The following is a 26,681-nucleotide window of genomic DNA, read 5'->3' on the forward strand; positions in this document are numbered from 1 at the left end:
AACGGAAGTCATGACCTCGCGTCGACCGACGATGCAGACGACGCTCGCCGCCGCCGTGACGCTGGAGGGCGTCGGCGCGCATAGCGGCCGCGCCGCGCGGCTGGTTCTCGCGCCCGCCGAGGCCGGCTCGGGGATCGTCTTCACGCGGTTCGGCGGCGTGGATGGGCTGCGCGCCGAGGCGCATAATGTCTCCTCCACCGAGCTCTGCGTGCGTCTGGGCTCCGGCGCCGCGTCGATCTCGACCATCGAGCATCTGATGGCGGCGCTGCGCGGCCTTTGCGTCGACAATGTCGCGATCGACGTCGACGGGCCGGAGATACCGGCGATGGACGGCTCGGCGGCGGCCTTTGTCGCGGCGATCGACGAGGCGGGAATCGTGAGGCTCGCCGCGCCGCGCCGCTCTATCGAGATACGCGCGCCGGTGCGCGTCGCCGACGGCGCCGCCTGGGCCGAGCTTTCGCCCGCGCCCTCGGGCTTCTCCCTGGACGTCGAGATTTCCTACACCGCCGCGCCCATCGGCCGCCAGCGGCGGCGGCTGCGGCTGACGCCGGCGCGCTTTCGCACCGAGATCGCGCGGGCGCGCACCTTCGGCTTTTTGTCGGACGCCGAGCGTCTGTGGCGCGAGGGCAGGGCGCTCGGCGCCTCGCTCGACAATACGATCGTCATAGCGGAAGGGCGCGCGCTCAATCCGCAGGGCCTGCGATTCGCCGATGAATTCGTCCGCCATAAAATGCTCGACGTGCTCGGCGATCTCGCGCTCGCCGGCGCGCCGATCATCGGCGCCTTCCGCTCCTATCGCGGCGGCCACAGTCTCAATCTCGCGCTCGTCGAGACGCTTCTGGCGACGCCCGCGGCCTTCGCCTTCGTCGGCGCCGACGAGCGGCCGCGGCCTCGCGGTCCCGCGCTTCTTTGCGCGTCGCGCTGAGGCCTCGCCCCCGCCGCGCGCACAAATCATGGGATATGAGCGGGATGCGTCGTCGCGCCTCGCCCCGCCTCACTAGAAATACGCCCTGAACTCGGCTATAGGACGAAAAAATATCCTCCGTTCGCCGCGCGGATTGCGGCCGGCGCGACGAACGGATCTCCATGCTCGGAGTCCGCCCTCCCATGTCGCTCGAACCATTCGGATATATTCCTTTGTCGTTGTTCGCCTGGGCCGCGCAGATGATCGCGTTCCATGGGATCGGCTACGCATTCGAATGGTGCGATTCGACCGGCCGGCTGCGACGCTTCAAGGTTCGCGATCTCGATCGCATGAGCTATCGCGCGCTGCTGCCGCGCGTATTGTTCAACCAGACGGCGATTCTGCTGCCCTCCATGCTGGCGGTCGAATATCTCGGCCTCGCCTTCGTCGGCGCGCCGCATCTGACCTGGACCGCGCTCGTCCTCACCATGATCGGAATGCTGATCGGTCATGATGTGGTGCAATATGTCGCCCATCGCCATCTGCTGCATCATCCGGCGCTGATGAATCGGCTCGGCCATGCGCTGCACCACCAGACCGGCGCCAGCAAGGCGATCAGCGCCTGCTATCAGTCGAGCGCGGATTTCTTCTTCGAGATCGTGCTGCCCTATCTGCTGCCATTGGTTCTCGTCGGCGGCGGCGGCGCCAGCGTCGCCTTTCACTTGTGGACGACCAGCCTCGGCGCGCTCGGAGGGCTCTATGAGCATTCGGGCTATGATTTCGGCCTCGCCTTCCGCGATCCCGCCGCGACCGGCTGGCGCAAGCGGCTCAACGCCGCGCTCGACCATCTCACCACCAGCATGGCGCACGGCTATCACCACACGCGCGGCAATGTGAGCTTCTCCGACGGCTTCGGCACGCCCGGCATTTGCGATACGCTGTTCAAGACGCGCTGGGACCTCGTGCCGGAGCGCGTGCGGCGAAGAGAGCGGGCGGCGGCCTCCGCCTGACGTTTCGGTCTTCCGGCAGCATTTCGCCTTCGCGCGAAAGTCTCGACCGCAAAGGGCGGCGCGCGCCATAATCTCGCCCGATCCGGCACGTCTCTTCGAAACAGGGGAGGGCGTTCGTACGAGCGCCTTCCCGAGTGGCGCCCTTCGGCGAATTGGTTTAGAGAAGCTTAAATAACGTCCCCGCGAGGCCGAATCCATGATCGCAAGCCCGTTTCGCCCCACAGATCTCGCGCGCGCAGCGCTGGCGGCGGTCCTCGTCGCGGCTCTCCCGGCGGCCAAGGGACGCGCCGATATTCTCGACAGCATAACGAGCGGCTTCGGCCTGTTCTCCGGCGAGAAATACAAGACCGAGATTCTCCCCGAGATCCCGGCCGAGGATATCTATAATCAGGGCCTCGCCCGCATGGAGAAGCATGATTACGAGAACGCCGCCAAGAAGTTCGGCGAGCTCGAGAAGCAATATCCCTTCTCGCAATGGGCGCGCAAAGGCCTCTTGATGCAGACCTTCGCCCAATATCAGAAGCCGGCCTATGACGATGCGGTCGCCTCGGCGCAGCGCTACATCGGCCTCTATCCGACCTCTCCCGACACGCCCTATATGTACTATCTCGCGGGAATGTCTTATTATAATCAGGTCCCGGCGGTGATGCAGGACCAGGAGAGCGCGGAGAAGGCGCTGGCCATTTTCACCCAGCTCGTCGAGAAATTCCCCAAGTCGGAATATGTGACCGACGTCAAATACAAGATCCAGGTGGCGCGCGACCAGCTCGCCGCCAAGGATATGATGGTCGGCCGCTTCTATCTGACGCGCAAGAATTATCCGGCCGCGGTCAATCGCTTCCACGACGTGCTCGCCAAATATCAGACGACCCGCCACGCCGAGGAGGCGCTGTATCGGTTGACGGAAGCCTATTTCGCCATGGGCGTCGTCAATGAGGCACAGACGGCGGCTGCTATTCTGGGGCATAATTTCCCCGATTCGTCCTGGTACAAGGACGCGCATTCGCTGCTCGCGACGGGCGGCGTCGCGCCCGAGGAACATCATGGCTCCTGGCTCTCCAAGATCGGCAAGACGCTCGGCTCCAGCTGAGCGTTCGCGAGGGCGAGCCGAGGGGGCCGGAAGAGTAGAGCGCGCTCATGCTCGTCCGTTTGTCTATCCGTGATATCGTTCTCATCGACAGGCTCGATCTCGAATTCGCGTCCGGCCTGACGACGCTGACCGGCGAGACCGGCGCCGGCAAATCCATCCTTCTCGACGCTTTCCTGCTGGCGCTGGGCGCGCGCGGCGACGCTTCGCTGGTGCGCGCCGGCGAGGAGCAGGGGCAGGTGACTGCGGCTTTCGATCTGCCGCGCGACCATCCGGCCCTCGCCGCGGCGCGCGAATTCGGCCTCGACGCCGAGGACGAGCTGGTCTTGCGCCGCGTGCAGACCAGCGACGGCCGCACCCGCGCCTTCGTCAATGATCAGCCGGCCAGCGCCCAGGCGCTGCGCGCCATCGGCGCCTCGCTGGTCGAGATCCATTGCCAGCACGATGATCGCGCGCTCGTCGATCCGAGCGCGCATCGGGCGCTCGTCGACGCCCATGGCGCGCTCGGCGACAGAGCCGCGCAGGTGCGCGAGCTGTATGGCGCATTGCAGCGCGCGCGCCGCGAGCTGGCCGAGGAGGAGGCGCGCGTCGCCAAGGCGCGCGCCGAGGCCGATTATCTGCGCCACGCCAATGAGGAGTTGGACGCGCTGGCGCCGCAGCCCGGCGAGGAGGCCGCGCTGGCCGAGCGGCGCCAGACCATGCAGCGCTCCGAGAAAGTGGCCGGCGATCTGCGCGACGCGCTCGCGGCTTTTTCCGGCGATCATTCGCCCGCCGGCGAAATCGCCTCCGCCGCCCGTCGTCTGGAACGGCGCGCGACCCAGGCGCCGCAGCTGATCGAGCCGCCGGCCAAGGCGCTCGCTCAGGCGCTCGATGCGCTCTCCCTGGCCGAGCAGGCGCTGGAGCAGGCGCTCCGCGACGCCGATTTCGACCCGCGTGAATTAGAGCGCATAGAGGAGCGGCTGTTCGCGCTGCGCGGGGCCGCGCGCAAGCATCAGACCAGCGTCGACGCGCTGCCCGCGCTCGCCGAGCGTTTCGCCGCCGATCTCGCCGCGCTGGACGCCGGCGAGGCGCGCATCGTGACGCTGAGCGAGGCTGTCGCCAGAGCGCAGGCCGCCTACGCCAAGGCGGCGGAAAGCCTTTCGGCGGCGCGGCGCGCGGCGGCCAAGACGCTCGACGCTCTGGTGGAGGGCGAGCTGAAGCCCTTGAAGCTGGAAGGCGCGCGCTTTCGCACGGAGATCGTTAGCGATCCTGCGACCGGCGGGGCGGAGGGCTATGACCGCGTGGAGTTCTGGGTGCAGACCAATCCGGGCTCGCGGCCCGGCCCGCTCGTAAAAGTCGCCTCCGGCGGCGAGCTCGCGCGCTTCATGCTGGCGCTGAAAGTCGTGCTCGCCGATCGCGGCTCGGCGCCCACGCTGGTTTTCGACGAGATCGACACGGGGGTCGGCGGCGCGGTGGCGGACGCCATCGGCCAGCGTCTGGCGCGGCTCGCGAAACGCGCACAAGTGCTCACCGTCACCCATGCGCCGCAAGTGGCGGCGCGCGCCGGCCGGCATTTGCGCATCGCCAAGGGCGCTGTGAAAGGCAAGGCGAAAGATCATGTGGCGACGCGCGTCGCCGAGCTGGAGGAGGCGGAGCGGCGCGAGGAGATCGCCCGTATGCTCTCGGGCGCGGCGATCACCGACGAGGCCCGCGCGGCGGCCCGCCGGCTGCTGGAAGGGGCGGGGTAGGACGCCTCCGCCGCTCTCGAGCCCCGTACGGATTCGCGCCGATTTGGCGAAAGCTCGATCTCGGGTTAAGAAGCGCTAACCAAATCGGCTCGGGAGGACGAATGAGACTGGCGATTTGCGCGGCGACGGCCGCCATGGGCTTTGCGCTCGCGGGCTGCAATTCTTACGCTCCCGAGAATCAATTCGTCGCCAAAGCGGTGGACGAGCCGCCGCCGCCGAAGGCGAAGCTCTCGCAGCGCGAGAAGCTGGAAGACAGCATTTCCCGCTGCGCTCGCACTTACGACATTCCCGAATCGCTGATCCATACCGCGGTGCGCCGCGAAAGCAATTACAATCCCGCCGCCAAGAACGGGCCCTATTGGGGCCTGATGCAGATTCGCTACGATACGGCGCGTAGCGTCGGCTACAGCGGCCCGGCCAAGGGCCTGCTCGACGCCGAGACCAATCTCTCTTATGCCGGCGCCTATCTCGCTAACGCCTTCCGCGTCGCCGGCGGCGACGCGCAAAGGGCCATTCAGCTCTACGCCAAGGGTTTCTATTACGAGGCCAAGCGCAAGGGGCTGCTCGGCCAGATGGCCAGCGGGCGCTCGGTCACGGATGAGCAGAGCGAGCCGATCGCGTCCGCCGTGGCGAAAGCCGAGCCGCAGCCGTTCGTGCTGGCTGCGATCGATATTCCCGCCGGCAAGCATGTCAGGGCGGCGGAACCGCAAGCCCAGCCGGAGCCGGTCATGATGTATACGGAGGCGCAGGCTCCGATCGCGCTCGAGGCGCAGACGGCGCAGCAGCAGTAGAGCCGCCGGTTCTCAGTCGTTCTACGGGGCGGGGATTTCGTTCTGTTCATGTTTCCTGCGTCACGGCCGCGCTCGTCGCGGGGCATGACGCGGCTGCATAGGAATCGTCGAGCCGGGCTCGGAGCTTCGGCCCGAGCCCGGCTGCTCGCATTGCCTCCCGCGCCGCGCTGGCCTAAGACAGCCCTCCGCCCTTTCTGAAGCCAGCACGCGCCGATGCGAGACGATTCTTTGCCCAAGATCGAGACCGAAACGCTCGCGGATCTGCGCGACGAGATCGACCGCATCGATCGCGAGATGCATGGCCTGCTCATGCAGCGCGGCGAGATCATCGATCGGCTGATCGCGGTCAAGGGGCCGAACGGCGCCTCCGCCTTTCGGCCGGACCGTGAGGCAAAGATGATGCGCGCGCTGGTCTCGCGGCATCGGGGCCTGTTGCCGGTCGATACGGTCGAGGGCATTTGGCGCATCATCGTCTCCACCTTTACCTATATGCAGGCGGAATACTCCCTCCACGCCGATGATTCCGGCGGCGACGCCGCCATGCGCGACAGCGCGCGCTTCCACTTCGGCTTCACCGTGCCTTATGCCGCGCATCATGGCGCGGGCGCCGTGGTCGCGGCGGTGGCGGGCTCCAAGGGCGATCTAGGAATGCTGCGCTCCGCCGGCGCGCAGGAGGAGGGCGCCTGGTGGGCGAGGCTCGTCGGCGAAAACGCGCCCAAGATCATCGCGCGCCTGCCCTTCGTCGAGCGGCCCAATCATCCGGCCGGCCTGCCGGTGCTGATCGTCGCGAAACCCCTGGCCGAGGCCGCCTCGCAGGATATCGCCCTCTATGCGCTCACACTGCCGAAATGGCATCCGGCCGCCCCTGCGGCGATCGACGCGCTGGCCGGCGAGATTCTCGCCACCGCGCCGCATGGCGGGGAGCTGTCTCTGCTCGTCGCCGCGCCCGGCCATGTGAAAGCCGCGCAATTTGTGGAAGAGCTGGCGCGCGCCGGCGTCGGCCGCGTCCGCGCCGAGCCGGTCGGCAGTCATGCGGCGCGTTTCGAATTGGACATTGCCCGCAGCGGCGTTTTTGCCCCGAGGAGTTGACGAGATGACCAAACCTGTCGTGCGTCGAAGCGTGCTGGCGATCGACGCTTACGTGCCCGGCAAGAGCGCCGCCCCCGGCGCCGCGCGCGTCTTCAAGCTCTCGGCCAATGAGACGCCGCTCGGGCCCTCGCCCAAAGCCGTGGACGCGCTGCGCGCGCTGGCGCCGAAGATCGCCGCCTATCCCGACGGCTCGGCGACGCGGCTGCGGCAGGCGATCGGCGTGGCGCATGGGCTCGACCCGGAGCGCATCGTCTGCGGCGCGGGCTCGGACGATATTCTGGCGCTGCTCGCGCACGCTTTCATCGAGCCGGGCGACGAGGGAATCTACACGCAATATGGTTTCCTGGAGTATCGCATCGTCATTCTCGCGGCGGGCGGCGTTCCCGTCATCGCGCCGGAGACGAATTACAAGGCGAGCGTCGACGCGATCTTGGAGCGCGTGACGGAGCGCACGAAAATCGTCTTCCTCGCCAATCCCAATAATCCGACCGGGACCTATCTGCCGAAGTCGGAAATACTGCGGCTCGCCGATGCGCTGCCGAAGCATGTCGTGCTCGTCATCGACGCCGCCTATGCGGAATATGTGCGCGCGGAGGATTATTCGGCGGCGCTCGAGCTCGCCTCGACGCGCGACAATGTGGTGACGACGCGCACCTTCTCGAAAATCTACGGCCTCGCCGGGCTGCGGCTCGGCTGGGGCTATGGTGCGGCGCCGATCATGGATGCGCTGAACCGGCTGCGCGGCCCTTTCAATGTCAGCGCCGCGGCGATCGAGGCGGGCATAGAGGCGGTGCAGGACAAGGCGCATGTCGAGGCGGCGATCGCCCATAATGCGCGCTGGCTGCCTTTCCTCACGCGCGAGATCGAGGCGCTGGGGCTCGAGGTGCTGCCGAGCGTCGCCAATTTCATCGCCATTCGCTTTCCGGAGGAGGCGGGGCGCACGGCGGCGGACGCCGATCGCTTCCTCACCTCGCGCGGGCTGGTGCTGCGCGCGATCGGCGCTTACGGTATGCCGCAATTTCTGCGGCTGACCATCGGCTCGGAGGAGGCCGATCGTCTCGTCGTCGCGGCGCTCGGCGAATTCACCGCCTCATGGCGCGCGGCGCCGCGGGCCGCGCATGGCTGACGCGCGCGCGCCGATCTTCGAGAAGGTCGCGCTGATCGGCCTCGGCCTCATCGGCTCGTCGATCGCGCGCGGCGCGCGCGCCTATGGCGCCGCGACGCGGATCGCCGCGAGCGACGCCTCGGAACAAGTGTGCGCGCGCGTGCGTGAGCTCGGCATAGCCGATGAAACGACCGCCGATCTCGCGCAGGCCGTGACGGGTGCCGATCTCGTCATTCTCTGCGTGCCGGTCGGCGCTTGCGGCGAGGTCGCACGCGTGATCGCGCCGCATCTTTCGCCGGGCGCAATTCTCTCCGACGTCGGCTCGGTGAAGGGCGCGATTGTCGCGCAGGTCGCGCCGCATGTGCCGGCCAGCGCGCATTTCATTCCCGCGCATCCGATCGCCGGCACGGAATATTCCGGGCCCGACGCCGGCTTTGCGACGCTGTTTCAGAATCGCTGGTGCATTCTCACGCCGCAGGACGGTTTCGACGGCGAGGCGGTGACGAAGCTCTCGGCCTTTTGGACGCGGCTCGGCGCCAATGTCGAGACGATGAGCGCGACGCATCATGATCTGGTGCTGGCGGTGACGAGCCATCTGCCGCATCTCATCGCCTATAACATCGTCGGCACGGCCGCCGATCTCGAGGAGGTCACGCAGTCGGAGGTCATCAAATTTTCGGCCTCCGGCTTTCGTGATTTCACGCGCATCGCCGCCTCCGATCCGACCATGTGGCGCGATATTTTCTTGAACAACAAGGACGCCGTGCTGGAGATGCTCGGCCGTTTCGACGAGGATTTGACGGCGCTGCGCCGCATGATCCGCACCGGCGACGGCGATGGGCTGTTCGCGCTGTTCACGCGCACGCGCGCCATCCGCCGCAGCATCATAGAGCAGGGGCAGGATACGGCGGCGCCGGATTTCGGTAGAAGAGAATAGGGAAGGGAGCGAATAGCGACGAGCTCACTCGCTATTCGCTTCAAATCAGCCCCATCACCTGCAGCGCGTCGGCGATCTCCTCGCGCCGTTTCTCCACCGCCGCCTCGCCTTCGCGCACGGCTTCCTCGGTGCGGTCGAATTCGAGCAGACCGATATGGCCGACGCGCGGCGTGATGTGCACGTCGGGCGGATCGCCGGCGAGGCGCGAGCGCGTCAAGCGGTCCTGCATTATGCTGAGCGATGTCGTCATCACGCCGAAAATGCTCGGGCGGTCGGGGTCGCGGCGGAAGACGCCGCGCGTGAGCGCCTCGGTGAGCGAGGCGACGAAGGGCTTCTGCTTTTGCTCGAGCAGAGTCGCCGGATCGAAGCCCATGGTCGAGGGAATGCGCGCGGCGTCGCGCGACTTGCCGATGATGTCGGTGTTGAGATTGACGGCGATGACGAGTTCCGCGCCGAGCGCGCGGCAGGCGGCGACGGGCAGAGGATCGACCAGCGCGCCATCGGCGAGCCAGCGCCCGTCCACCTCCATGGGCGGGAACAGGCCCGGCAGAGAGAAGGAGGCGCGCAGCGCTTCGGCGAGATCGCCCTTTTGCAGCCAGATCTCATGGCCGGTGACGAGATCGGTGGCGACGGCGACGAAAGGCGTCGGCAAGGTCTCGACGCGCATGGGGCCGAGCGCGCGGCGCAGCTCCATCAGCAGGCGGTCGCCCTTGATGAGTCCGCCATAGCCGAGCTGGAGATCGAGATAGGAGACGATCTTGCGCTTGTCGAGCGAGGCGGCCCAGGCCTCCAGCTCGTCGAGCTTGCCGGCGAGAAAGCAGCCGCCGACCAGCGCGCCAGCCGAGGTTCCGGCGACGACATCGAAGGAGACGCCCATTTTCTTCAAGGCGCGCAAGGCGCCGATATGCGCCCAGCCGCGCGCCATGCCGGAGCTGAGCGCGAGGCCGATTCTGCGCCGGCCGAGCGGATGCTCCGCGGTCTCGTGCGTTTCCGTCGCTTCCATCGCCATTGCCGCTCAGGCTCTTTTCTTCCGTCCGCGTCGCTCACATATCATATTCGCTACATTCGTGGGACGGGGCGGCGCAGCTCATGTCGCGAGGGGAAGGCCGAAATGAGCGGCGAGACGATCGAATATGATCGCTTTCGGGTGATGGTCGAAGCCTCGCCGGCGGCGATCCTCATCGTGGGCGCCGACGGGCTGGTGCGCTACGCCAATCGCGAGACGGAGATTCTCTTCGGCTATGCGCGCGACGAATTGATCGGGCGCTCGGTCGATCTGCTGACGCCGGCCGTGACGCGCCGCCGACATGCCGCGTTTCGACGGCTCTATTACGTCGATCCCGGCCGCCGCATGATGGGCGTCGGCCATGAGATAAGGGCGCGGCGGCGCGACGGCTGCGAGTTTCCAGTCGAGATCGGCCTCGCGCCGCTCATGACGGAGCGCGAGCTTCTCGTCACGGCGACGATCATCGATATGAGCGAGCGCCGCGCGGCGGAGCGGGCGCTCGCCGGGAGCGTCGCCGAGCTGGAGCGCGTCAATGAGCGGCTCGGCCAATTCGCTTATGTCGCCTCGCTCGATCTGCAGCAGCCGCTGGCGGAGATCGCGTCGCAATCATCGCGCCTCGAGGCGGCGATGAATGCGGGAGGCCGTGATGAAATCATGCAGGCGAGCGCGCATATGCGCTGCGCCGCGGTGCGCGCGCGCAAGCTCGTCGAGGATCTGCTCATTTATGCGCGAACCATCTATGGCGATCAGCAATTGGAGGCGCTGGAGCTGCGCGAGGAAGTGCAATTCTCGCTCGCCGCGCTGGCGCAATCGATCGCCGCGGGAGAGACCAGGCTCGAGGTCGATCTTCCTGCCGCCGCTTTCGTCGGCGACCGCGCGCAATTCGCTTGCCTGATGCAGAATATCGTCGCCAACGCCATCAAATATCGCAAGCCCGGCCGGCCGGCCGAGGTGACGATCGCGGCGACGCTGGAGGAGGGCGCGATCCATCTGTCGATCATCGACAAGGGCGTCGGCTTCGAGCAGCAATTCGCGCAGAAGATTTTCGAGCCGTTCAGCCGGCTGCAGAGCGATGTGGAATATGCCGGCACGGGCATAGAGCTGGCGATCTGCAAATCCATCGCGGATCGCCACGGCTGGGAGATAGAGGTCGAATCGCGGCCGGGCGACGGGACGGCGTTTCGCTTCGCGATTCCGACGCTGTTCGCGCCGTCTCTGTAAGTCCTTCTCCCGCATGCGGGAGAAGGAGCGCGCGTCAGCCGAGGCGCGAGGCGGTCTCGCGCAAATGGGCGAAGGCGCCTTTCGCCGCGTCGACGATCGCCTCCGGCCCGCGCGGGCGCTTGCCGCGCATTCGCGGTTCCTTCGGCGCCTCGTCGCGCATCAGCCGCGGCTGCGCGAGATGCGGCGCCACGCCCTCGCGCATCACCGCGCGGCGCAGCGGGCCGAGCGCCGTCATGGCGATGAAGCCGGCGCCGCGAATGAGATCGATCGGCAGATAAGGGATGATCAGCGAGCGATTGAGCAGATCGACCCCATGGGTGCGGAAGCCGATATCGGCGCGGCGGTGCATTTCGTAACGCATCAGGGCGCGCGAAAGCTCCTTGGGATTGCGCAGATCGACGCTGGCGAGGCAATCCTCGAGATCGGCGACGTCGCGCAGGCTGAGATTGAGCCCCTGCGCGCCGATCGGCGGAAACACATGGCAGGTCTCGCCGACCAGCGCGAGCCGCGGCGCGGTGAGCCGCGACACTTGCAGCCCGCCCATGCGGAACTCGCCAATGCCGCTCTCGATCGTGATGGAGCCGAGTTTTTCCCGAGAGTAGTCCTCCATCTCATATTGCAGCTCGTCGCGCGGCTTGGCGAGGCGGCGCTTGGCGTCGCGCGGGCTCATCAGCCAGACGAGGCTGGAGCGATGCTCCGCGCCCTCGCGCGGCGGCAGCGGCACCAGAGTGAAGGGGCCCGAGCGCGTGTGAAATTCGGTCGAGACATTGTCGTGCGGCAGCTCGTGGCGCAGCAGGGCGGTGAGAGCGACCTGCGGATAAGTCCATTCCTTCGTGTCTATGCCGGCGGCGGCGCGTGCGCGGCTGGCGCGGCCGTCGGCGGCGACGATGAAATCGGCGGCGATGCGGCGCCCGTCGGTGAGGATCGCGGCGGCGCCGTCGTCCTCGAATTCATAGTCGGCGATGTCGCTCTCGACGATCTCGAAGCTCTGCTCGGCGCGCGCGTGCTCGAGCAATATCGCGGTCAGCTCGTCATTGGAGACGTTGAGGCCGAAGGCGGGAAGATCGATCTCCTCCGAGCGCATCACGAGATCGGGCACGGGGAGAAGCTGGTCCGTGTCGTCGATCATTTGGATCGTCTCGATCGGACAGGCGGCGGCGCGCACCTTCTCCAGCACGCCGATCGAATCGAGAAAGCGCACCGAGGCTTCGAACAGCGCGATGGTGCGGCCGGGCAGAGGCGGAGGAAAGCGCCCGGAGAGCGTCACGCGCCAGCCGGCCTTCGCGAAAGCGAGGGCGGCGGCTATGCCGGTGGAGCCGGCGCCGGCCACGAGAATCTGCGTGTCGATCGCAGGGCTTTCGCCCGCTATAATCTCGGCCATATGCTTCGTCTCCGTTTCGGGAATCCTTCTACACCAAGGGGAGGGGAAGGCGAAGCCGTCCGCCGGCGGCTTTCCGTCGCTACTCGAAAATCTGTTGGCTTTGTCGCCTGCGTCAATCCATGGTCGCAATCGCCGCGGATTTTTTGCGCGAAGCCATTCGGAGAAGATCATGGTGAAGGCGATACGCATTTACGAGACCGGCGGGCCGCAGGTTCTGCGCTATGAGGATGTCGAGCTTCCTCCGCCCGGCCCGGGCGAGGCGCAGATCGTCCAGAAGGCGATCGGCGTCAATTACATCGATGTCTATTTGCGGAGCGGCTCCTATCCTTCGACGCTCCCCTTCGTCCCCGGCTTCGAGGGCGCCGGCGAGGTGGTCGCGCTCGGGGAGGGCGTCGATGAATTCGAAATCGGCGATCGCGTCGCCTATGTCGGCCCGCTCGGCGGCTATGCGGAGGCGCGTAATCTGCCTGCGGCCGCGCTGGTGAAGCTGCGGAAATCGTTTTCTTTCGAGACCGGCGCCTCGATGATGCTCAAAGGGCTCACCGCGCAATATCTGCTGCGCCGCACCTATAAGGTGAAGGAAGGCGACCGCATTCTCGTCCATGCGGGGGCGGGCGGCGTCGGCCAATTGCTCTGCCAATGGGCAAGCGCGCTCGGCGCCCGCGTGATCGCCACCGTCGGCGACGCGGAGAAGGCGAAAATCGCCAAAGAGGCGGGCGCGGAGCATACGATTCTCTATCGCAGCGAGGATTTCGCCGCCGCCGTGCGGGACATCACCGGCGGCAAGCTCTGCGACGTGGTCTATGACGGCGTCGGCCAGGCGACTTTTCCCGCTTCGCTCGATTGCCTGAAGCCTTTCGGACTTTTCGTCAGCTATGGCTCGGCCTCCGGCAAGATCGAGGCTTTCGACATAAATCTCCTGTCGCAAAAAGGCTCGCTCTTCGCCACGCGCCCCTCGCTCTTCGCTCACATCGCGCGGCGCAAGGATTATGAGAAGATGACGAACGACGTGGTCCGCGCGATTAAAAAGGGCCTATTGCGGCTCGAGCGGCCGGCGCTCTATCGGCTTGAGGACGCCGCTCTCGTCCATGCGGATCTCGAGGCGCGGCGCACGACAGGCGCGCTCGTGCTCGTCCCCTGAGCCGTCGCCGCAAAATCTTCGCAGATGTGACATTTTGGTCACAGCGCGGGCGTTGCGGCGCAGGTCGCAGAATTTAGCGGATTGAATTTGCGGGCGCTGCCGAATCGCTATGTTCGGCCCCGCCCGCTCGGGCGGCGCTCGAGCGCGGCCGTGTGAGCGCTTTTCGCGGCCAAGCCTGGACAAATGCGACCTTTTATGCCGGGCGCAGCCTCGCGGAATCGGATAGGCTCCGCAATTGTTCCGGCTTCGAGGTTCCTCCCACCTCACGATGGGCCGGGGCCCACTTCCAAAACCCGGCGTTCTCGCCGGGTTTTTTTCCGCCCGCGGCCCTCGCTCGGGCCGCGCGTCTTTCCGCCTTTTTCTATGATTAATAGAAGCTTATGTCGATGTGTCGGGCCTGCGAGGGACGGCGAGCGCCGTCTTTGCCGCGCGCTTTCGCTCCCGCGCGCGCTTCTGCGCGGTTGCATTCGGGCTCAAAACGGCACATCTTGAAGGACGCGGCGCCAGCGCCGCGAAGCATGAGGGTCACAAGCTGACGACAAGTCTTCCCGGGGCGGCGCGCGCGCCGTCTCAGCCGGCTTCCGGGCCGATCGGCCAGATCGCCGGCTCCATCGTCCAAAAAGTCCTCACCAGCCTCGACGACTCCAAGGCCGAGGACGTCATCTCCATCGATCTGCGCGGCAAGACGTCGATCGCCGATGACATGGTCATCGCGACCGGCCGCTCGACCACGCATGTCGGCGCCATCGCCGACAAGCTGCTCAAAGCCTGCAAGGAGGCCGGTCTCGTCGCTCCGCGCGTCGAGGGTTTGCCGCAGTGCGATTGGGTGCTGATCGACGCGGGCGACGTCATCGTCCACATTTTCCGGCCCGAGGTGCGCCAGTTCTACAACCTCGAGAAAATGTGGGGCGGCGCGCGGCCGAGCGAGCTGCGCGCGGTCTAAAAGCGGCGCCGCTGGGGGCGAAACGAGACAGGGCGGCGTTCGCCTCGACGCGAATGTCCGTAAGGGGACATGCGTCTCGGAATTCTTTGTGTCGGGCGGCTCAAGGCCGGCCCGGAGCGCGATCTCTACGCGCGTTACGCCGCCCGCATCGCGGCGATGCGAAATCTCGGGCTCGTGGGGCTCGATCTTCAGGAAATCGACGAGAGCAGGGCGCGCAATCCGGCCGAGCGCATGGCGCAGGAGGGCGAAGGACTGCTCGCCGCTCTGCCGGCCGGCGCAAAGCTCGTCGTCTTCGACGAGCGTGGGACCGCCGCCAGCAGCGCCGATTTCGCCGCCATGGTCGCGAGCCAACGTGACAAAGGCGCGAAATCGCTGTGGTTCGCCATCGGCGGCTCGGAGGGGCTGGCGCCTGCGGTGCGGGAGAAGGCGGGCGCGGTCTTTTCCTTCGGGCGCATGACGCTGCCGCATCAGATCGTGCGCATTCTCGTCGCCGAGCAGATCTATCGGGCGACGACCATTCTCGCCGGACATCCGTATCATCGCGCCTGAGGCGCCTTCATGCGTCCCCGCCGAGGGGACACGGAGCGAAGGGACACGATGATTGCATCTCGAGGGTCGGCCGCGATCAGAGCCAGAGGACCGAAATGACCGAGCCGCCACTGATACGCTTCGTCGTCTGCGTCGGAGACGTCTGCGACCGCGAGGGACGCGGGAGCGCGCTGCACGAGCGCTTGAGCGAGGCGCTCGACTTCGATTTCGGCAAAGGGATCGCCGCCGGCGAAATCGCCTGCGCGCGGCGCAGCTGCCTGCGCCATTGCTCGCGAGGAATCCCCATGGTGCGGATCGAGCCGTCCGGCGACGTTCACGCCGATCCGGACATAGAGCAGATGCTCGATCTCGTCGTCGAGGCGCTCGCCGGCTGAGTGAAAACGCCTTATTCTTCCCCGACCTTGGCCGGCTTGAGCACCACAGGGCGCAGCAGGAAGGATGGAATATGGTCGCCGAGGCCGATGACCGGCGGCCCGTCGTCCTCCGGCTGGCGCGTCGGCCGGCGGTCGCGCCGATCGCCATAGGTCGGCGGCCGCTCGGGACGGGCCGGCCTGGCCGGCGGCCTCGCCTCCCGCTCTGGTCTCGCCTCGCGATCTTGGGCGGCGCGATCTTGGCGGCCGGCGCGCTCTCGAGGCGGCTCACGCTCCTGCCGGGCCTCGCGACGCGGCTCGCGCTCGGACCTTGCTTCACGCTCTGTTCTGGCCTCGCGTTCTGGCGCGGCGCGTCGGCCGCTCCGCTCGCCGCTGCTGCGCGAGCGCCCGCGTCCGCGCGATTCACGGGCAGGCGCTTCGGAGGGCGGCGGCAACTCGTCGAGGCCGGGGCCCTCCCAATCGATCTTCTTGCCGATCAGCGTCTCGATCTGATCGAGATATTTGCGGTCGTCGTCGGTGACGAGGGTGAAGGCCGTGCCCGAGCGGCCGGCGCGGCCGGTGCGGCCGATGCGATGGACATAATCCTCGCTATGCGTCGGCACGTCGAAATTGAAGACATGGCTGACGTCGGGAATATCGAGGCCGCGCGCCGCGACGTCGGAGCAGACGAGGAGATTGACGTCGCCATTCTTGAAGGCGTCGAGCGAGGCCATGCGCGCGAGCTGGTCCATATCGCCATGCAGCGCGCCGGCGGAAAAGCCGTGCTTGTCGAGCGAGCGATGCAATATGGCGACATCGCGCTTTCGATTGCAGAAGATGATCGCGTTTTTGAAACTGTCCGCGCCGCGGATGATCCGGCGCAGCGTCTCGCGCTTCTCGGCGTGGCCATGGGTGGCGACCAGCGCCTGGCGGATGGTCGCCGCCGTCGTCGAGGCGCGCGCCACCTCGACTCGTACAGGATTGTGCAAAAAAGCCTCGGTGAGGCGCGTGATCTCCGGCGGCATCGTCGCGGAGAAGAACAAAGTCTGCCGCGTGAAGGGCACCAGCTTGCAGACGCGCTCTATGTCCGGGATGAAGCCCATGTCGAGCATACGATCGGCCTCGTCGATGACGAGGATCTCGATATTGGTGAGCAGCAGCTTGCCGCGATCGAAGAAGTCGAGCAGGCGGCCGGGCGTCGCGATCAGCACATCGGCGCCGCGCATGATCTTGGCTTCCTGATCGCCGAAGGAGACGCCGCCGATCAGCAGCGCGACATTGAGCTTGTGATTCGCGCCATATTTGGCGAAGCTCGCCTCGACCTGCGCGGCGAGCTCGCGCGTCGGCTCGAGAATCAGCGTGCGCGGCATTCGTGCGCGGGCGCGGCCCTGCTCGAGCCGGCACAGCATGGGCAGCGTGAACGCCGCCGTCTTGCCTGTGCCCGTCTGGGCGATGCCCAGAATGTCGCGCCCCTGCAGCGCCGGAGGAATGGCCTGTTCCTGAATGGGCGTCGGCTTGGTGTAGCCGGACGCCTCAACGGCCGCGAGGACCTTTTGGGAAAGGCCGAGTTCGTCGAAGGTCATCAATTGTCCTGGTCGCGGCTTTCATGACATTTGGCAAGGGAAGGGCGCGCGTGTGCCGCGGGGGCGCGCGTCGTCCTCGAGAGGCGGGACCGTCGCAAATGACGTTTGTGTTCCGCTGGCGTTCTGCTCGTCGTCTGGGGAGCAAGACGCGCGCCATGCTTGAAGCCGAACGCGTCGGATGTCAATGGAATTGACGCGGCGCATCATGAGCGGCGCGCGGGGGTAGCGGCCGCGCGCGCTTCGATTTCGCCCTATTTCGAGCCGGGCCCGCAGGGCGTGGCCGGCGCGACGGCCTTTTGGCCTGGCGCGATCGAGCCGGTGGCGGTGTGATCCACGCCGACGAAGCCGATGCGATGCAGAGGCTGAGCCGTCGCCGCGGGCTGAGCCGCCGCCGCCTGCACGCGGCCGCGCTCCTCTTTGTGAACAAAAGCGAGACGCGGCAGCTCGCCATTTTGTAACTTTGCCGACAGGACGTTGGCGCCGAGCACGCAGGCGAGCGCCAGCACAGCCGAACCCAAGGCAACTTTTTCGACGAGCTTGCCCGCCGTGTCCCGCCGAAACCGATCCAGCATCGTCATTCGCGCCTCTTTTGATTGCGCGCCACGCTTTTTGACCGGCCTCGATTTTACGCGGCGGGGGTAAAGGACGCGTTTACGCTCGTGGTTTTCGACAGGTGCGCCGTCGCGGGGGCGGAATCGAGTTATTGGCGGCGCCCTTTGGAAACCCAATCGCGGCGCCGGGTCGCGCCTCGCGCGCCTCATTCACTTGTTCCGCCGCTGCGGCACATTATGTCCTAGGCGTATTGTGGACGGCGGCGCGCTGGAGGCGTCGCATCCGAGGCGCGCCTCGGAGTTTTTTTGGGCGGTTTCAGCTTTTCGGGTCTTGCCAATGCTCCCGCGAGAAAGAACACTCGGCGTCTCTCCGCTTCGCCCGCTCCGCGAAAGTCGGCGAGGGGCCCGCGGCACGGAGAATGCTACGCATACGCCGGACGGGCCTGTCGCGGGCGAAACTTCGGAAAGGGGAATGAGGAAAGCCGAGGTGACAGTGATCGACGATCTTACACTCGACAGCCGGGTTCCCTTCGCTACGGAACGCCGCGCGTCTCCCCATGCGGCCGGGAAAGAGCCTCGAAAGAGCGGCGGCGGCGGCGACGGTGGGTCGGGAACGGCGCTGATCACCCGCACGCGGACGCAGACGCGGCGGCCCAACATGTATCGCGTCCTGCTGCTCAACGACGACTACACGACCCAGGAGTTCGTGGTCATCGTTCTGCGTAAATATTTCAACAAGAGCCTGGAAGAAGCCACTCGGATAATGCTGCACGTGCATAATCACGGCGTCGGCGAATGCGGCGTCTACACCTATGAGGTGGCGGAGACGAAAGTCACGCAAGTGATGGACTATGCGCGCAAGCACCAGCATCCGCTTCAGTGCATCATGGAAAAGAAGTGAGGGCGGACGATCGATGCCGACATTCTCGCGCAACCTGAAGCAGTCACTCGACCGCGCGCTCGCCTCGGCGAGGGAGCGGCATCATGAATATGCGACTTTGGAGCATCTGCTCCTCAGCCTCATAGACGACCAGGACGCCGCCGCCGTGCTGCGCGCCTGCTCGGTCGATCTCGATCTGCTCGCCAAAAATTTGCGCGAATATATCGATCACGAGCTGGACAATCTGGTCAATGAATCGGCAGGCGACTGCAAGCCGACCGCCGGCTTCCAGCGCGTCGTGCAGCGCGCCATCATCAGCGTGCAATCCTCCGGTCGCGAGGATGTGAGCGGCGCCAACGTGCTGGTCGCGCTCTTCGCCGAGCGCGAGAGCCACGCCGTCTATTTCCTGCAGGAGCAGGATATGACGCGCTATGACGCGGTGAACTACATCAGCCACGGCATCGCCAAGCGGCCCGGCCTCTCGGACGGCTCGCGCGCGCCGCGCGGCGTCGAGGACGAGGCGGAGCGGGGCGAGGGGCGCGAGGGCCGCGAGGGCGAGCAGCGCAAGAAGGAAGGCGCGCTCGAGGCTTATTGCGTCAACCTCAACCGCAAGGCGCGCGACGGCCGCATCGATCCGCTGATCGGCCGCGAGTCCGAGGTGCTGCGCACCGTGCAGGTGCTCTGCCGCCGGCAGAAGAACAATCCGCTGCTGGTCGGCGATCCGGGCGTCGGCAAGACGGCCATCGCCGAAGGCCTCGCCCGCAAGATCATTCAGAACGAGGTTCCCGAAGTGCTCGCCGGCGCGACGGTTTTCGCGCTCGACATGGGCACGCTGCTCGCCGGCACGCGCTATCGCGGCGATTTCGAGGAGCGGTTGAAGCAGGTCATCAAGGAGATAGAGGCGCATAAGAATGCGATCCTCTTCATCGACGAGATCCATACGGTGATCGGCGCCGGCGCAACCTCCGGCGGCGCGATGGACGCCTCCAATCTGCTGAAGCCCGCGCTGGCCCAGGGCACGCTGCGCTGCATCGGCTCGACCACCTATCGCGAATATCGCCAATATTTCGAGAAGGACCGCGCTCTGGTGCGGCGCTTCCAGAAGATCGACGTCAATGAGCCGTCGATCCCGGATGCGGTGGAGATCGTCAAGGGCCTCAAGCCCTATTTCGAGGAGTTCCACAAGATCCGCTACACCACCGAGGCGCTGAAGGCCGCGGTGGAGCTCTCGGCCCGCTACATCCATGACCGCAAGCTGCCGGACAAGGCGATCGACGTGATCGACGAGACCGGCGCCGCGCAAATGCTGGTGCCGGAGTCCAAGCGCAAGAAGACGATCGGCCTCAAGGAGATCGAGACCACGATCTCGACCATGGCGCGTATCCCCGCCAAGACCGTCTCCAAGGACGACGCGGAGGTTCTCGCCCATCTCGACGAGACCTTGAAGCGCGTCGTCTATGGCCAGGACAAGGCGGTCACGGCGCTTACCTCGGCGATCAAGCTGGCCCGCGCCGGCCTGCGCGATCCCGAGAAGCCGATCGGCTGCTATCTCTTCTCCGGCCCGACCGGCGTCGGCAAGACGGAGGCGGCGCGCCAGCTCGCCACCTCGCTGGGCATAGAGCTGATCCGCTTCGACATGTCGGAATATATGGAGCGCCATACGGTGAGCCGGCTCATCGGCGCGCCTCCCGGCTATGTCGGCTTCGATCAGGGCGGCCTGCTGACCGACGGCATCGACCAGCATCCGCATTGCGTGCTGCTGCTGGACGAGATCGAGAAGGCGCATCCCGATCTGTTCAACATCCTTCTGCAGGTGATGGACCACGGCAAGCTGACCGATCACAATGGCAAGCAGATCGACTTCCGCAATGTGATCCTCATCATGACGACCAACGCCGGCGCCGCCGATCTCGCCAAGAAGCCCATCGGCTTCACGCGCGGCAAGACGCATAGCGCCGAGGACAATGAGGCGATCAATCACCTCTTCGCCCCGGAGTTCCGCAATCGTCTCGACTCGATCGTCCATTTCGGCCATCTGCCGGAGGAGGTGATTGCCCGCGTCGTCGACAAATTCATCCTGCAGCTCGAGGCGCAGCTCGCCGACCGCAATGTCACGATCGAGCTCTCCGACGAGGCGCGGTCCTGGCTCGTCGAGCATGGCTATGACCAGGCCATGGGCGCGCGTCCAATGGGCCGCGTGATCCATCAGCACATCAAGACGCCTCTGGCCGACGAGGTGCTGTTCGGCCGGTTGAAGAATGGCGGCGCGGTGCGCGTGGTGGTGGTGACGGACGACGACGGCGCCAAGACGCTGGGCTTCGTCTTCCCCGAGGGTCCGGTGCTGCCGCGTCCCGAGCGCGACATTGTCGAGGCCGGCAAGAAGCGGGCGTCGGCGGCGGAGAGCGGAGCCGAGCCGCGCAAGAGCCGCAAGGCGAAGGACGGCGACGGCGGCAAGGATGCGGGCAAGGGGGAGCCGGCGCCGCGCAGCGCCAGCGCGCGTCCGCGCAGCGTTCCGGAGACGCCGCTCAAGAATTGAGCGCGCGAAATCCTCACGGGATGTTAATGACTTCGACTGTATTCTCGAAGCCGGGCTCATGCCCGGCTTCGTCGTTTGCGCGCTCCTGCGCGTTTGTCCGAGAGTCGAAGTGGGTGAGCGTCGAGGTAGGAACATAGATGCGTGTGGCGATCGTTCACTATTGGTTCGTCGGCATGCGCGGCGGCGAGAAGGTCGTCGAAGCCCTGATTCGCTTGTTTCCGCAGGCCGATCTCTTCACCCACGTCATCGATCCGGCCGCCGTCTCGCCGATGATCCGCTCGCGTCCGATCACGACCAGCTTTATCCAATCGCTTCCCCGCGCGGCGAAATATTATCGGCAATATCTGCCCTTCATGCCGCTCGCCTGCGAGCAGCTCGATCTGCGCGGCTATGATCTCGTCATCTCGAGCGAGTCCGGGCCCGCGAAAGGGATCATTCCGCCGCCGGAGGCGCTGCATGTCTGCTATTGCCATTCGCCGATGCGCTATTTGTGGAACATGTACCATGAATATCGCGAGGAATCCGGCCGGCTCACGCGGCTGCTGATGCCGCCGCTCGCGCATTATCTGCGCAATTGGGATGCGCTGTCGGCAACGCGCGTCGATCATTTCATCGCCAATTCGACGACGGTCGCGCATCGCGTCGAGCGCTATTATCGCCGCTCTGCCGATGTCGTGCATCCGCCCGTCGCCGCCGACGCTTTCTCCATCGCGCCGGCTGACGAGATCGGCGATTATTATCTGATGGTCGGCGAGCTCGTCGGCTATAAGCGGCCAGATCTCGCCATCGACGCCTTCAATGCGAGCGGCAAGAAGCTCGTCGTGATCGGCGGCGGCGCCAATCTGGAGGCGATCCGCCATCGCGCTGGCGCGACCGTGTCCGTGCTCGGCCCGCAGCCTTTCGACGTTCTGATGCGGCATTATTCGCGCTGCCGCGCGCTGATCTTTCCGGGCGAGGAAGATTTCGGCATCGTGCCACTCGAGGCGATGGCGAGCGGACGTCCGGTGATCGCCTTCCGCCGCGGCGGCGCGACCGAGACTGTTGTCGAGAATGAGACAGGCGTCTTCTTCGAGACACAGACGGTGGACGCGTTGAGTGAGGCGGTCGCGCGCTTCGAGCGCATGGAATTTTCGTCCGAGCGCATTCGCGCTCATGCGCTCGGCTTCGGCGAGGAGCGGTTTCTGCGCGAGATGCGCGAGAGGATCGACTCTTATTTCGCGGCCCGCGAAGCGAAGCGCTGAGCAATCTCTCCTCCCGCGAGCCTCGACCGTGGCGCTTTCGGGCGCGCGCGTCCTAGCGTATGATATGCGCGCGTTTCATCGGGAGGATTGCATGAGACTTTTTTTCGCGTCATTCGCCGTGCTGCTCACGCTCTGCGGCGCGCCGGCGCGCGCCGACGACAGGGGCGAGCGCATCGCCGTCGCCAAGGAGCTGCTCGTCGCCATGCATGTGACGGATACGGCCAAGCAAATGCTGCCGGCGCTGATGGAGCAGATCAAATCGCTGCTCGGGACGCAAAATCCGAAGCTCGAAAAGGATCTCGCAGAAATATCGCCGCGGATGCAGGCGAAATTCATCGCCAGTCTGGACGAGCTGACAGGCCAGATGGCCGCCATCTACGCCGATAATTTCAGCGTCGCGGAACTTCGCGATGTGCTGAGCTTCTATAAATCGCCGACAGGCTCGAAGCTCGCCGTGAAAATGGGTCAGCTCGCCAAGAGCGGAATGGAGATCGGCAAAGCCTGGGGCGTCAAGGTCGGCGAGTCGTTGCAGACCGATCTCAAATCCGAGCTGCGCAAGCGCGGCTATTCGATCTGACGTCTCACTGCTCCTGCGCGGCGCGCTTGCGGCGTGGCGCTGGCGCCTCCTTCTCCGCTTTTGCCGCTTTCGCCTTCTCCGCGCGCGGCGGACGACGCTTCAGCACTTCGGCGAGATAGCGGCCGGTGTGGCTGCGCTTCGCCGCGACGATGTCGGCGGGCGGTCCGGCTGCGACGATCTCGCCGCCGCCATCGCCGCCCTCGGGTCCGAGATCGATGATCCAATCGGCCGTCTTGATGACCTCGAGATTATGTTCGATGACGACGACGCTATTGCCCTGATCGACGAGCTCGTGCAGCACCTCGAGCAGCTTGGCGACATCGTGGAAATGCAGGCCCGTCGTCGGCTCGTCGAGAATGTAGAGCGTGCGGCCCGTGGAGCGGCGCGCCAGTTCCTTGGCGAGCTTCACGCGCTGCGCCTCGCCGCCGGAGAGAGTCGTCGCCTGCTGCCCGACGCGAATATAATCGAGGCCGACGCGCTTCAATGTCTCCATCTTGTCGCGGATCGCCGGCACGGCCTTGAACAATACGGCCGCTTCCTCCACGGTCATGTCGAGAACGTCGGCGATGGACTTCTCGCGATATTTCACTTCCAGCGTCTCGCGATCGTAGCGTTTACCCTTGCAGACGTCGCAAGTGACATAGACGTCGGGCAGGAAGTGCATCTCGATCTTGATGACGCCGTCGCCCTGGCAGGCTTCGCAGCGTCCGCCCTTCACATTGAAGGAGAAGCGCCCCGGCGCATAGCCGCGCGCTTTCGCCTCCGGCAGGCCGGCGAACCATTCGCGGATCGGCGTGAAGGCGCCTGTGTAGGTCGCGGGATTGGAGCGCGGCGTGCGGCCGATGGGCGATTGGTCGATATCGATGATCTTGTCGATATGCTCGAGCCCGTCGATCTTGTCGAAGGGCGCCGGATGCTCATGCGCGCCATTGAGGCGCCGCGCCACCGCTTTATACAGCGTCTCGATGACGAGCGTGGATTTGCCGCCGCCGGAGACGCCGGTGACGGCGGTGAAGAGGCCGAGCGGAATCTTCGCCTCGACATTTTTCAGATTGTTTCCGCGTGCGCCGCTGATCTTCAGCCAGCGGCCGGGGTCGGGCTTGCGCAGCGCATGGCGCAGGGTCACTTGGCGAGCGCCGGTCAAATATTGGCCGGTGAGCGAATTGGGATCGTCCATAATCTCCTGCGGCGCGCCTTTGGAGACGATATGGCCGCCATGTACGCCGGCGCCGGGGCCGACATCGACCACATAATCGGCGGAGAGAATGGCGTCCTCGTCATGCTCGACGACGATGACGCTATTGCCGAGATCGCGCAGCCGTCGCAGCGTGTCGAGCAGCCGGTCGTTGTCGCGCTGATGCAGGCCGATCGACGGCTCGTCCAGCACATAGAGCACGCCGGTGAGGCCGGAGCCGATCTGCGAGGCGAGGCGAATACGCTGGCTCTCGCCGCCGGACAAAGTGCCGGAGGCGCGCGAGAGCGTCAGATAATCGAGTCCGACATCGACGAGAAAGGTGAGGCGGTCGCGTATTTCCTTCAATATGCGATGCGCGATCTCATTGCGCTTGGCGTCGAGCTTCTCCGGCAGAGCGCGGAACCAGTCGAGCGCCGCGCGCACAGAGAGGTCCGACACTTCGCCGATATGAAAGCCGTCGATCTTCACGGCGAGCGCTTCCGGCTTCAGGCGATAGCCGAGGCACGCCTTGCAAGGCTCGGCCGACATATAGCGGCCGATTTCCTCGCGCGCCCATTCGCTGTCCGTCTCGAGGAAGCGGCGTTGCAGATTGGCGACGACGCCTTCGAAAGGCTTCTTCACATCATAGGCGCGCGCGCCGTCGTCATAGGAGAAGCGGATCTCCTCTTTGCCGGAGCCATGCAGCAGCACGTCGCGCACCGATTGCTCGAGCTTCTCGAACGGCGTGTCCATGCGGAATTTATAGTGACGGCCGAGCGATTCCAGCGCTTGCCCATAATAGGGCGAGGATGATTTCGCCCAAGGCGCGATGGCGCCTTTGCGCAGCGAGAGCTTGGGATCGGGAACGACGAGATCGGGATCGATCACCTGCTCCTGGCCGAGGCCGCTGCAGACCGGGCAGGCGCCGAACGGATTGTTGAACGAGAAGAGCCGCGGCTCGATCTCTGGAATAGTGAAGCCGGAGACGGGGCAGGCGAATTTCGACGAGAAGACGATGTGATCCGCCACATAATGGGTGGAGGCGTAGGCGGCGGGCGTCGCCGCCGTCGGGGCGTCGCCGCCTTCTGCGCGCTTGCTGTCGGCGAATTCCACCACGGCGAGGCCATTGGCCAATTCCAGCGCCGTCTCGAAACTATCGGCGAGGCGCGCTGCAATGTCGGAGCGCACCACGATGCGATCGACGACAATGTCGATATCGTGCTTCAATTTCTTGTCGAGCGGCGGCGTGTCGGCGATCTCGTGATAGACGCCGTCGATCTTCAGACGCTGAAAGCCGCGCTTGGTGTAGTCGGCGATCTCTTTTTTATATTCGCCCTTGCGGCCGCGCACGACGGGCGCGAGCAGATAGAGACGTGCGCCTTGCGGCAGCGCCAACACGCGATCGACCATTTGCGAGACGGTCTGGCTCTCGATCGGCAGGCCTGTCGCCGGGGAATAGGGAATGCCGGCGCGCGCCCACAGCAGGCGCATGTAATCGTGAATCTCCGTCACCGTGCCGACGGTGGAGCGCGGGTTTTTCGAGGTCGTCTTCTGCTCGATGGAGATGGCGGGCGAGAGGCCGTCGATCTGATCGACGTCCGGCTTCTGCATCATCTCGAGGAATTGCCGCGCATAGGCGGAGAGCGATTCGACATAGCGGCGCTGTCCCTCGGCATAAATCGTGTCGAAGGCGAGCGAGGATTTGCCGGAGCCCGAGAGGCCGGTGAAGACGACGAATTTGTCGCGCGGAATGACGAGATCGACATTCTTGAGATTATGCTCGCGCGCACCGCGAATGGAGATCACCTTGCCGTCGAACAGCTCGTCGAGAGAGGCTTGGGCGGCGGATTTTTTCGAGCTTCGCATGGGCACGACCAGAACTGGAGCGGCGGGCGGTCTCACCCTCCCTTGTGAGGGGGAAGGTCGCGCCGAAGGCGCGGGGTGGGGTGTCTCCCCGAGTCTCGCGGCGCACCCCACCCCGGACGGCTCCGCCGTCCGACCCTCCCCCTGCAGGGGAGGGTGGAATGCGCCCATTTTCTCGGGCCGGCGCGATCTTACGCCCTCCAGCCCTTCTTGCCATGCTGCGGCGCGGTAATCCACAGCCTCGAGCAGGACGCGGCACAAATCATGCTGCCTGTCCCGAAACAACCGGGAAAGGCGCGCGCTTCGATGGCGTTATTCGGACAATTCTGCGCGGCGGAGGCGACGCGATGAGCGAGCCCATTCGCGCCATATTGATCGATCTCGAAGGCGTGGTCCTGCCCATGACCTTCATGAACGACACGCTGCTGCCGCTCGCGGCCACGCGGCTCGGCGGCTATATAGACGAGCACGCCTCCGATGAGGAGGTGGAGGAGGCGCTGGAGGAGACCGGGCGTCTCATGGGCGGTTATGAGCTCGATCCCACTCAGGCGGAATCTCTGCTGCTGCGCTGGATGAAGCAGGGCCGCAAGGCGACGCCGTTGAAGATCATTCAGGGCCTCATCTGGCAGGAGGCCTATGCGGCCGGCGCGCTCGCGGCGGAGCTCTATCCCGATGTCGCCGGCTGTCTCTCGGCCTGGGCCGCGGCCGGGCTTCGCCTCTTCGTCTACTCCTCCAATTCGGAATTGGCGCAGAAGCTGCTGCTGAGCCATTCCTCCTCCGAGCAGGTGACGGCTCTGTTCGAAGGCTTTTTCGACACCACGCTCGGCCAGAAGATCGAGCCCGGCTCCTATCGCGACCTCTGCGAAAATCTCGGCCTCTCCGCCGGCTCCGTCCTCGTGCTGTCGGAGAATGAGGAGGAGCTGGACGCCGCCCAGACGGCGGGCCTCGCGACAGTCCGCATGGCGCGCGATGGAAATGTGGCGAGCCGCCATACCGTGAGCGCGGATTTGCTCTCCTTGAACATCGGACAGTGAC

General features: G+C 65.8%; 23 protein-coding genes. 18 read left to right on the forward strand and 5 right to left on the reverse strand.

Going from position 1 to position 26,681, the window contains the following annotated elements; genetic code table 11:
- Positions 1-10 precede the first annotated feature (10 nt).
- From lpxC to FMZ75_RS03215, 8 genes are all read left to right on the forward strand, one after another.
- The gene (lpxC, locus tag FMZ75_RS03180) at positions 11-925 is read left to right on the forward strand and encodes a UDP-3-O-acyl-N-acetylglucosamine deacetylase (protein ID WP_246728741.1); all 915 of its coding nucleotides are present in this window, start codon (positions 11-13) and stop codon (positions 923-925) included.
- A 182-nt stretch (positions 926-1,107) separates the two neighbouring features.
- Positions 1,108-1,914, forward strand: coding sequence for a sterol desaturase family protein (locus FMZ75_RS03185; RefSeq protein WP_108917511.1), 807 nt, complete (start codon positions 1,108-1,110; stop codon positions 1,912-1,914).
- A gap of 196 nt (positions 1,915-2,110) precedes the next feature.
- A complete protein-coding gene (locus FMZ75_RS03190; RefSeq protein WP_108917512.1) occupies positions 2,111-3,004 on the forward strand; it encodes an outer membrane protein assembly factor BamD in 894 nt (297 codons plus the stop codon).
- A gap of 47 nt (positions 3,005-3,051) precedes the next feature.
- Positions 3,052-4,728, forward strand: coding sequence for a DNA repair protein RecN (gene recN / locus FMZ75_RS03195; protein ID WP_166141279.1), 1,677 nt, complete (start codon positions 3,052-3,054; stop codon positions 4,726-4,728).
- A 101-nt stretch (positions 4,729-4,829) separates the two neighbouring features.
- Positions 4,830-5,519 (forward strand): lytic transglycosylase domain-containing protein, encoded by a 690-nt coding sequence (locus FMZ75_RS03200; protein WP_166141280.1) that lies wholly within the window; start codon positions 4,830-4,832, stop codon positions 5,517-5,519.
- Positions 5,520-5,732: 213 nt separating this feature from the next.
- Entirely contained in the window at positions 5,733-6,608 is an 876-nt protein-coding gene (locus FMZ75_RS03205; RefSeq protein ID WP_142861478.1) for a chorismate mutase, read from the forward strand.
- A 4-nt stretch (positions 6,609-6,612) separates the two neighbouring features.
- A complete protein-coding gene (gene hisC, locus FMZ75_RS03210; protein WP_142861477.1) occupies positions 6,613-7,734 on the forward strand; it encodes a histidinol-phosphate transaminase in 1,122 nt (373 codons plus the stop codon).
- Positions 7,727-8,650 carry a prephenate/arogenate dehydrogenase family protein gene (locus FMZ75_RS03215; protein WP_142861476.1) on the forward strand — a complete coding sequence of 308 codons (924 nt, stop codon included), beginning with the start codon at positions 7,727-7,729 and terminating at the stop codon, positions 8,648-8,650. Before hisC ends, FMZ75_RS03215 begins: the two co-directional genes overlap by 8 nt.
- A 40-nt stretch (positions 8,651-8,690) precedes the next feature.
- Here FMZ75_RS03215 and rssA read toward each other — a convergent pair whose 3' ends face one another.
- A complete protein-coding gene (gene rssA, locus FMZ75_RS03220) occupies positions 8,691-9,659 on the reverse strand; it encodes a patatin-like phospholipase RssA (RefSeq protein ID WP_246728742.1) in 969 nt (322 codons plus the stop codon).
- 102 nt (positions 9,660-9,761) lie between these two features.
- Here rssA and FMZ75_RS03225 point away from each other — a divergent pair, with 102 nt between their 5' ends.
- A complete protein-coding gene (locus FMZ75_RS03225; RefSeq protein WP_166141281.1) occupies positions 9,762-10,877 on the forward strand; it encodes an ATP-binding protein in 1,116 nt (371 codons plus the stop codon).
- 34 nt (positions 10,878-10,911) lie between these two features.
- Here FMZ75_RS03225 and FMZ75_RS03230 read toward each other — a convergent pair whose 3' ends face one another.
- Complete coding sequence (locus FMZ75_RS03230; RefSeq protein ID WP_166141282.1) at positions 10,912-12,258, reverse strand: FAD-dependent monooxygenase; 1,347 nt, start codon at positions 12,256-12,258, stop codon at positions 10,912-10,914.
- A gap of 169 nt (positions 12,259-12,427) precedes the next feature.
- Here FMZ75_RS03230 and FMZ75_RS03235 point away from each other — a divergent pair, with 169 nt between their 5' ends.
- The 4 genes from FMZ75_RS03235 to FMZ75_RS03250 all read left to right on the forward strand — a co-directional run bounded on the left by FMZ75_RS03235 (position 12,428) and on the right by FMZ75_RS03250 (position 15,265).
- A complete protein-coding gene (locus FMZ75_RS03235) occupies positions 12,428-13,399 on the forward strand; it encodes a quinone oxidoreductase (RefSeq protein ID WP_166141283.1) in 972 nt (323 codons plus the stop codon).
- Positions 13,400-13,997: 598 nt separating this feature from the next.
- Positions 13,998-14,342 carry a ribosome silencing factor gene (gene rsfS, locus FMZ75_RS03240; RefSeq protein WP_108917559.1) on the forward strand — a complete coding sequence of 115 codons (345 nt, stop codon included), beginning with the start codon at positions 13,998-14,000 and terminating at the stop codon, positions 14,340-14,342.
- Positions 14,343-14,411: 69 nt separating this feature from the next.
- A complete protein-coding gene (gene rlmH / locus FMZ75_RS03245) occupies positions 14,412-14,891 on the forward strand; it encodes a 23S rRNA (pseudouridine(1915)-N(3))-methyltransferase RlmH (protein WP_166141284.1) in 480 nt (159 codons plus the stop codon).
- Between the two features lie 95 nt (positions 14,892-14,986).
- Entirely contained in the window at positions 14,987-15,265 is a 279-nt protein-coding gene (locus FMZ75_RS03250) for a (2Fe-2S) ferredoxin domain-containing protein (RefSeq protein ID WP_166141285.1), read from the forward strand.
- Positions 15,266-15,276: 11 nt separating this feature from the next.
- Here FMZ75_RS03250 and FMZ75_RS03255 read toward each other — a convergent pair whose 3' ends face one another.
- A complete protein-coding gene (locus FMZ75_RS03255) occupies positions 15,277-16,824 on the reverse strand; it encodes a DEAD/DEAH box helicase (RefSeq protein ID WP_166141286.1) in 1,548 nt (515 codons plus the stop codon).
- Between the two features lie 251 nt (positions 16,825-17,075).
- Positions 17,076-17,402, reverse strand: coding sequence for a hypothetical protein (locus FMZ75_RS03260; protein ID WP_166141287.1), 327 nt, complete (start codon positions 17,400-17,402; stop codon positions 17,076-17,078).
- A gap of 445 nt (positions 17,403-17,847) precedes the next feature.
- Between FMZ75_RS03260 and clpS the strand changes: the two genes are divergently transcribed.
- The 4 genes from clpS (at position 17,848) to FMZ75_RS03280 (ending at position 22,609) form a co-directional block, all read left to right on the forward strand.
- The gene (gene clpS / locus FMZ75_RS03265) at positions 17,848-18,276 is read left to right on the forward strand and encodes an ATP-dependent Clp protease adapter ClpS (RefSeq protein ID WP_108917527.1); all 429 of its coding nucleotides are present in this window, start codon (positions 17,848-17,850) and stop codon (positions 18,274-18,276) included.
- 13 nt (positions 18,277-18,289) lie between these two features.
- A complete protein-coding gene (gene clpA, locus FMZ75_RS03270) occupies positions 18,290-20,791 on the forward strand; it encodes an ATP-dependent Clp protease ATP-binding subunit ClpA (protein ID WP_166141288.1) in 2,502 nt (833 codons plus the stop codon).
- A 137-nt stretch (positions 20,792-20,928) separates the two neighbouring features.
- A complete protein-coding gene (locus FMZ75_RS03275) occupies positions 20,929-22,032 on the forward strand; it encodes a glycosyltransferase (RefSeq protein ID WP_166141289.1) in 1,104 nt (367 codons plus the stop codon).
- 91 nt (positions 22,033-22,123) lie between these two features.
- Positions 22,124-22,609 (forward strand): DUF2059 domain-containing protein, encoded by a 486-nt coding sequence (locus FMZ75_RS03280; protein ID WP_166141290.1) that lies wholly within the window; start codon positions 22,124-22,126, stop codon positions 22,607-22,609.
- A 4-nt stretch (positions 22,610-22,613) separates the two neighbouring features.
- On the opposite strand, the gene uvrA is transcribed toward FMZ75_RS03280, so the two are convergent.
- Entirely contained in the window at positions 22,614-25,649 is a 3,036-nt protein-coding gene (uvrA, locus tag FMZ75_RS03285) for an excinuclease ABC subunit UvrA (protein ID WP_166141311.1), read from the reverse strand.
- 344 nt (positions 25,650-25,993) lie between these two features.
- Between uvrA and mtnC the strand changes: the two genes are divergently transcribed.
- Positions 25,994-26,680 carry an acireductone synthase gene (gene mtnC / locus FMZ75_RS03290; protein ID WP_166141291.1) on the forward strand — a complete coding sequence of 229 codons (687 nt, stop codon included), beginning with the start codon at positions 25,994-25,996 and terminating at the stop codon, positions 26,678-26,680.
- Position 26,681 lies beyond the last annotated feature (1 nt).

Origin of the sequence: Methylosinus sp. RM1 (assembly GCF_011378635.1) — a bacterium.
Lineage (GTDB): Bacteria > Pseudomonadota > Alphaproteobacteria > Rhizobiales > Beijerinckiaceae > Methylosinus > Methylosinus sporium.

Coding starts and splice junctions, on each gene's coding strand:
- mtnC (WP_166141291.1), top strand. CDS start 25,994: ATGAGCGAGCCCATTCGCGCCATATTGATCGATCTCGAAGGCGTGGTC.
- FMZ75_RS03255 (WP_166141286.1), bottom strand. CDS start 16,824: ATGACCTTCGACGAACTCGGCCTTTCCCAAAAGGTCCTCGCGGCCGTT.
- uvrA (WP_166141311.1), bottom strand. CDS start 25,649: ATGCGAAGCTCGAAAAAATCCGCCGCCCAAGCCTCTCTCGACGAGCTG.
- FMZ75_RS03225 (WP_166141281.1), top strand. CDS start 9,762: ATGAGCGGCGAGACGATCGAATATGATCGCTTTCGGGTGATGGTCGAA.
- clpA (WP_166141288.1), top strand. CDS start 18,290: ATGCCGACATTCTCGCGCAACCTGAAGCAGTCACTCGACCGCGCGCTC.
- FMZ75_RS03260 (WP_166141287.1), bottom strand. CDS start 17,402: ATGACGATGCTGGATCGGTTTCGGCGGGACACGGCGGGCAAGCTCGTC.
- FMZ75_RS03230 (WP_166141282.1), bottom strand. CDS start 12,258: ATGGCCGAGATTATAGCGGGCGAAAGCCCTGCGATCGACACGCAGATT.
- FMZ75_RS03250 (WP_166141285.1), top strand. CDS start 14,987: ATGACCGAGCCGCCACTGATACGCTTCGTCGTCTGCGTCGGAGACGTC.
- hisC (WP_142861477.1), top strand. CDS start 6,613: ATGACCAAACCTGTCGTGCGTCGAAGCGTGCTGGCGATCGACGCTTAC.
- FMZ75_RS03280 (WP_166141290.1), top strand. CDS start 22,124: ATGAGACTTTTTTTCGCGTCATTCGCCGTGCTGCTCACGCTCTGCGGC.
- FMZ75_RS03275 (WP_166141289.1), top strand. CDS start 20,929: ATGCGTGTGGCGATCGTTCACTATTGGTTCGTCGGCATGCGCGGCGGC.
- clpS (WP_108917527.1), top strand. CDS start 17,848: ATGAGGAAAGCCGAGGTGACAGTGATCGACGATCTTACACTCGACAGC.
- rlmH (WP_166141284.1), top strand. CDS start 14,412: ATGCGTCTCGGAATTCTTTGTGTCGGGCGGCTCAAGGCCGGCCCGGAG.
- FMZ75_RS03190 (WP_108917512.1), top strand. CDS start 2,111: ATGATCGCAAGCCCGTTTCGCCCCACAGATCTCGCGCGCGCAGCGCTG.
- FMZ75_RS03235 (WP_166141283.1), top strand. CDS start 12,428: ATGGTGAAGGCGATACGCATTTACGAGACCGGCGGGCCGCAGGTTCTG.
- FMZ75_RS03215 (WP_142861476.1), top strand. CDS start 7,727: ATGGCTGACGCGCGCGCGCCGATCTTCGAGAAGGTCGCGCTGATCGGC.
- FMZ75_RS03185 (WP_108917511.1), top strand. CDS start 1,108: ATGTCGCTCGAACCATTCGGATATATTCCTTTGTCGTTGTTCGCCTGG.
- FMZ75_RS03205 (WP_142861478.1), top strand. CDS start 5,733: ATGCGAGACGATTCTTTGCCCAAGATCGAGACCGAAACGCTCGCGGAT.
- rssA (WP_246728742.1), bottom strand. CDS start 9,659: ATGGCGATGGAAGCGACGGAAACGCACGAGACCGCGGAGCATCCGCTC.
- lpxC (WP_246728741.1), top strand. CDS start 11: ATGACCTCGCGTCGACCGACGATGCAGACGACGCTCGCCGCCGCCGTG.
- FMZ75_RS03200 (WP_166141280.1), top strand. CDS start 4,830: ATGAGACTGGCGATTTGCGCGGCGACGGCCGCCATGGGCTTTGCGCTC.
- recN (WP_166141279.1), top strand. CDS start 3,052: ATGCTCGTCCGTTTGTCTATCCGTGATATCGTTCTCATCGACAGGCTC.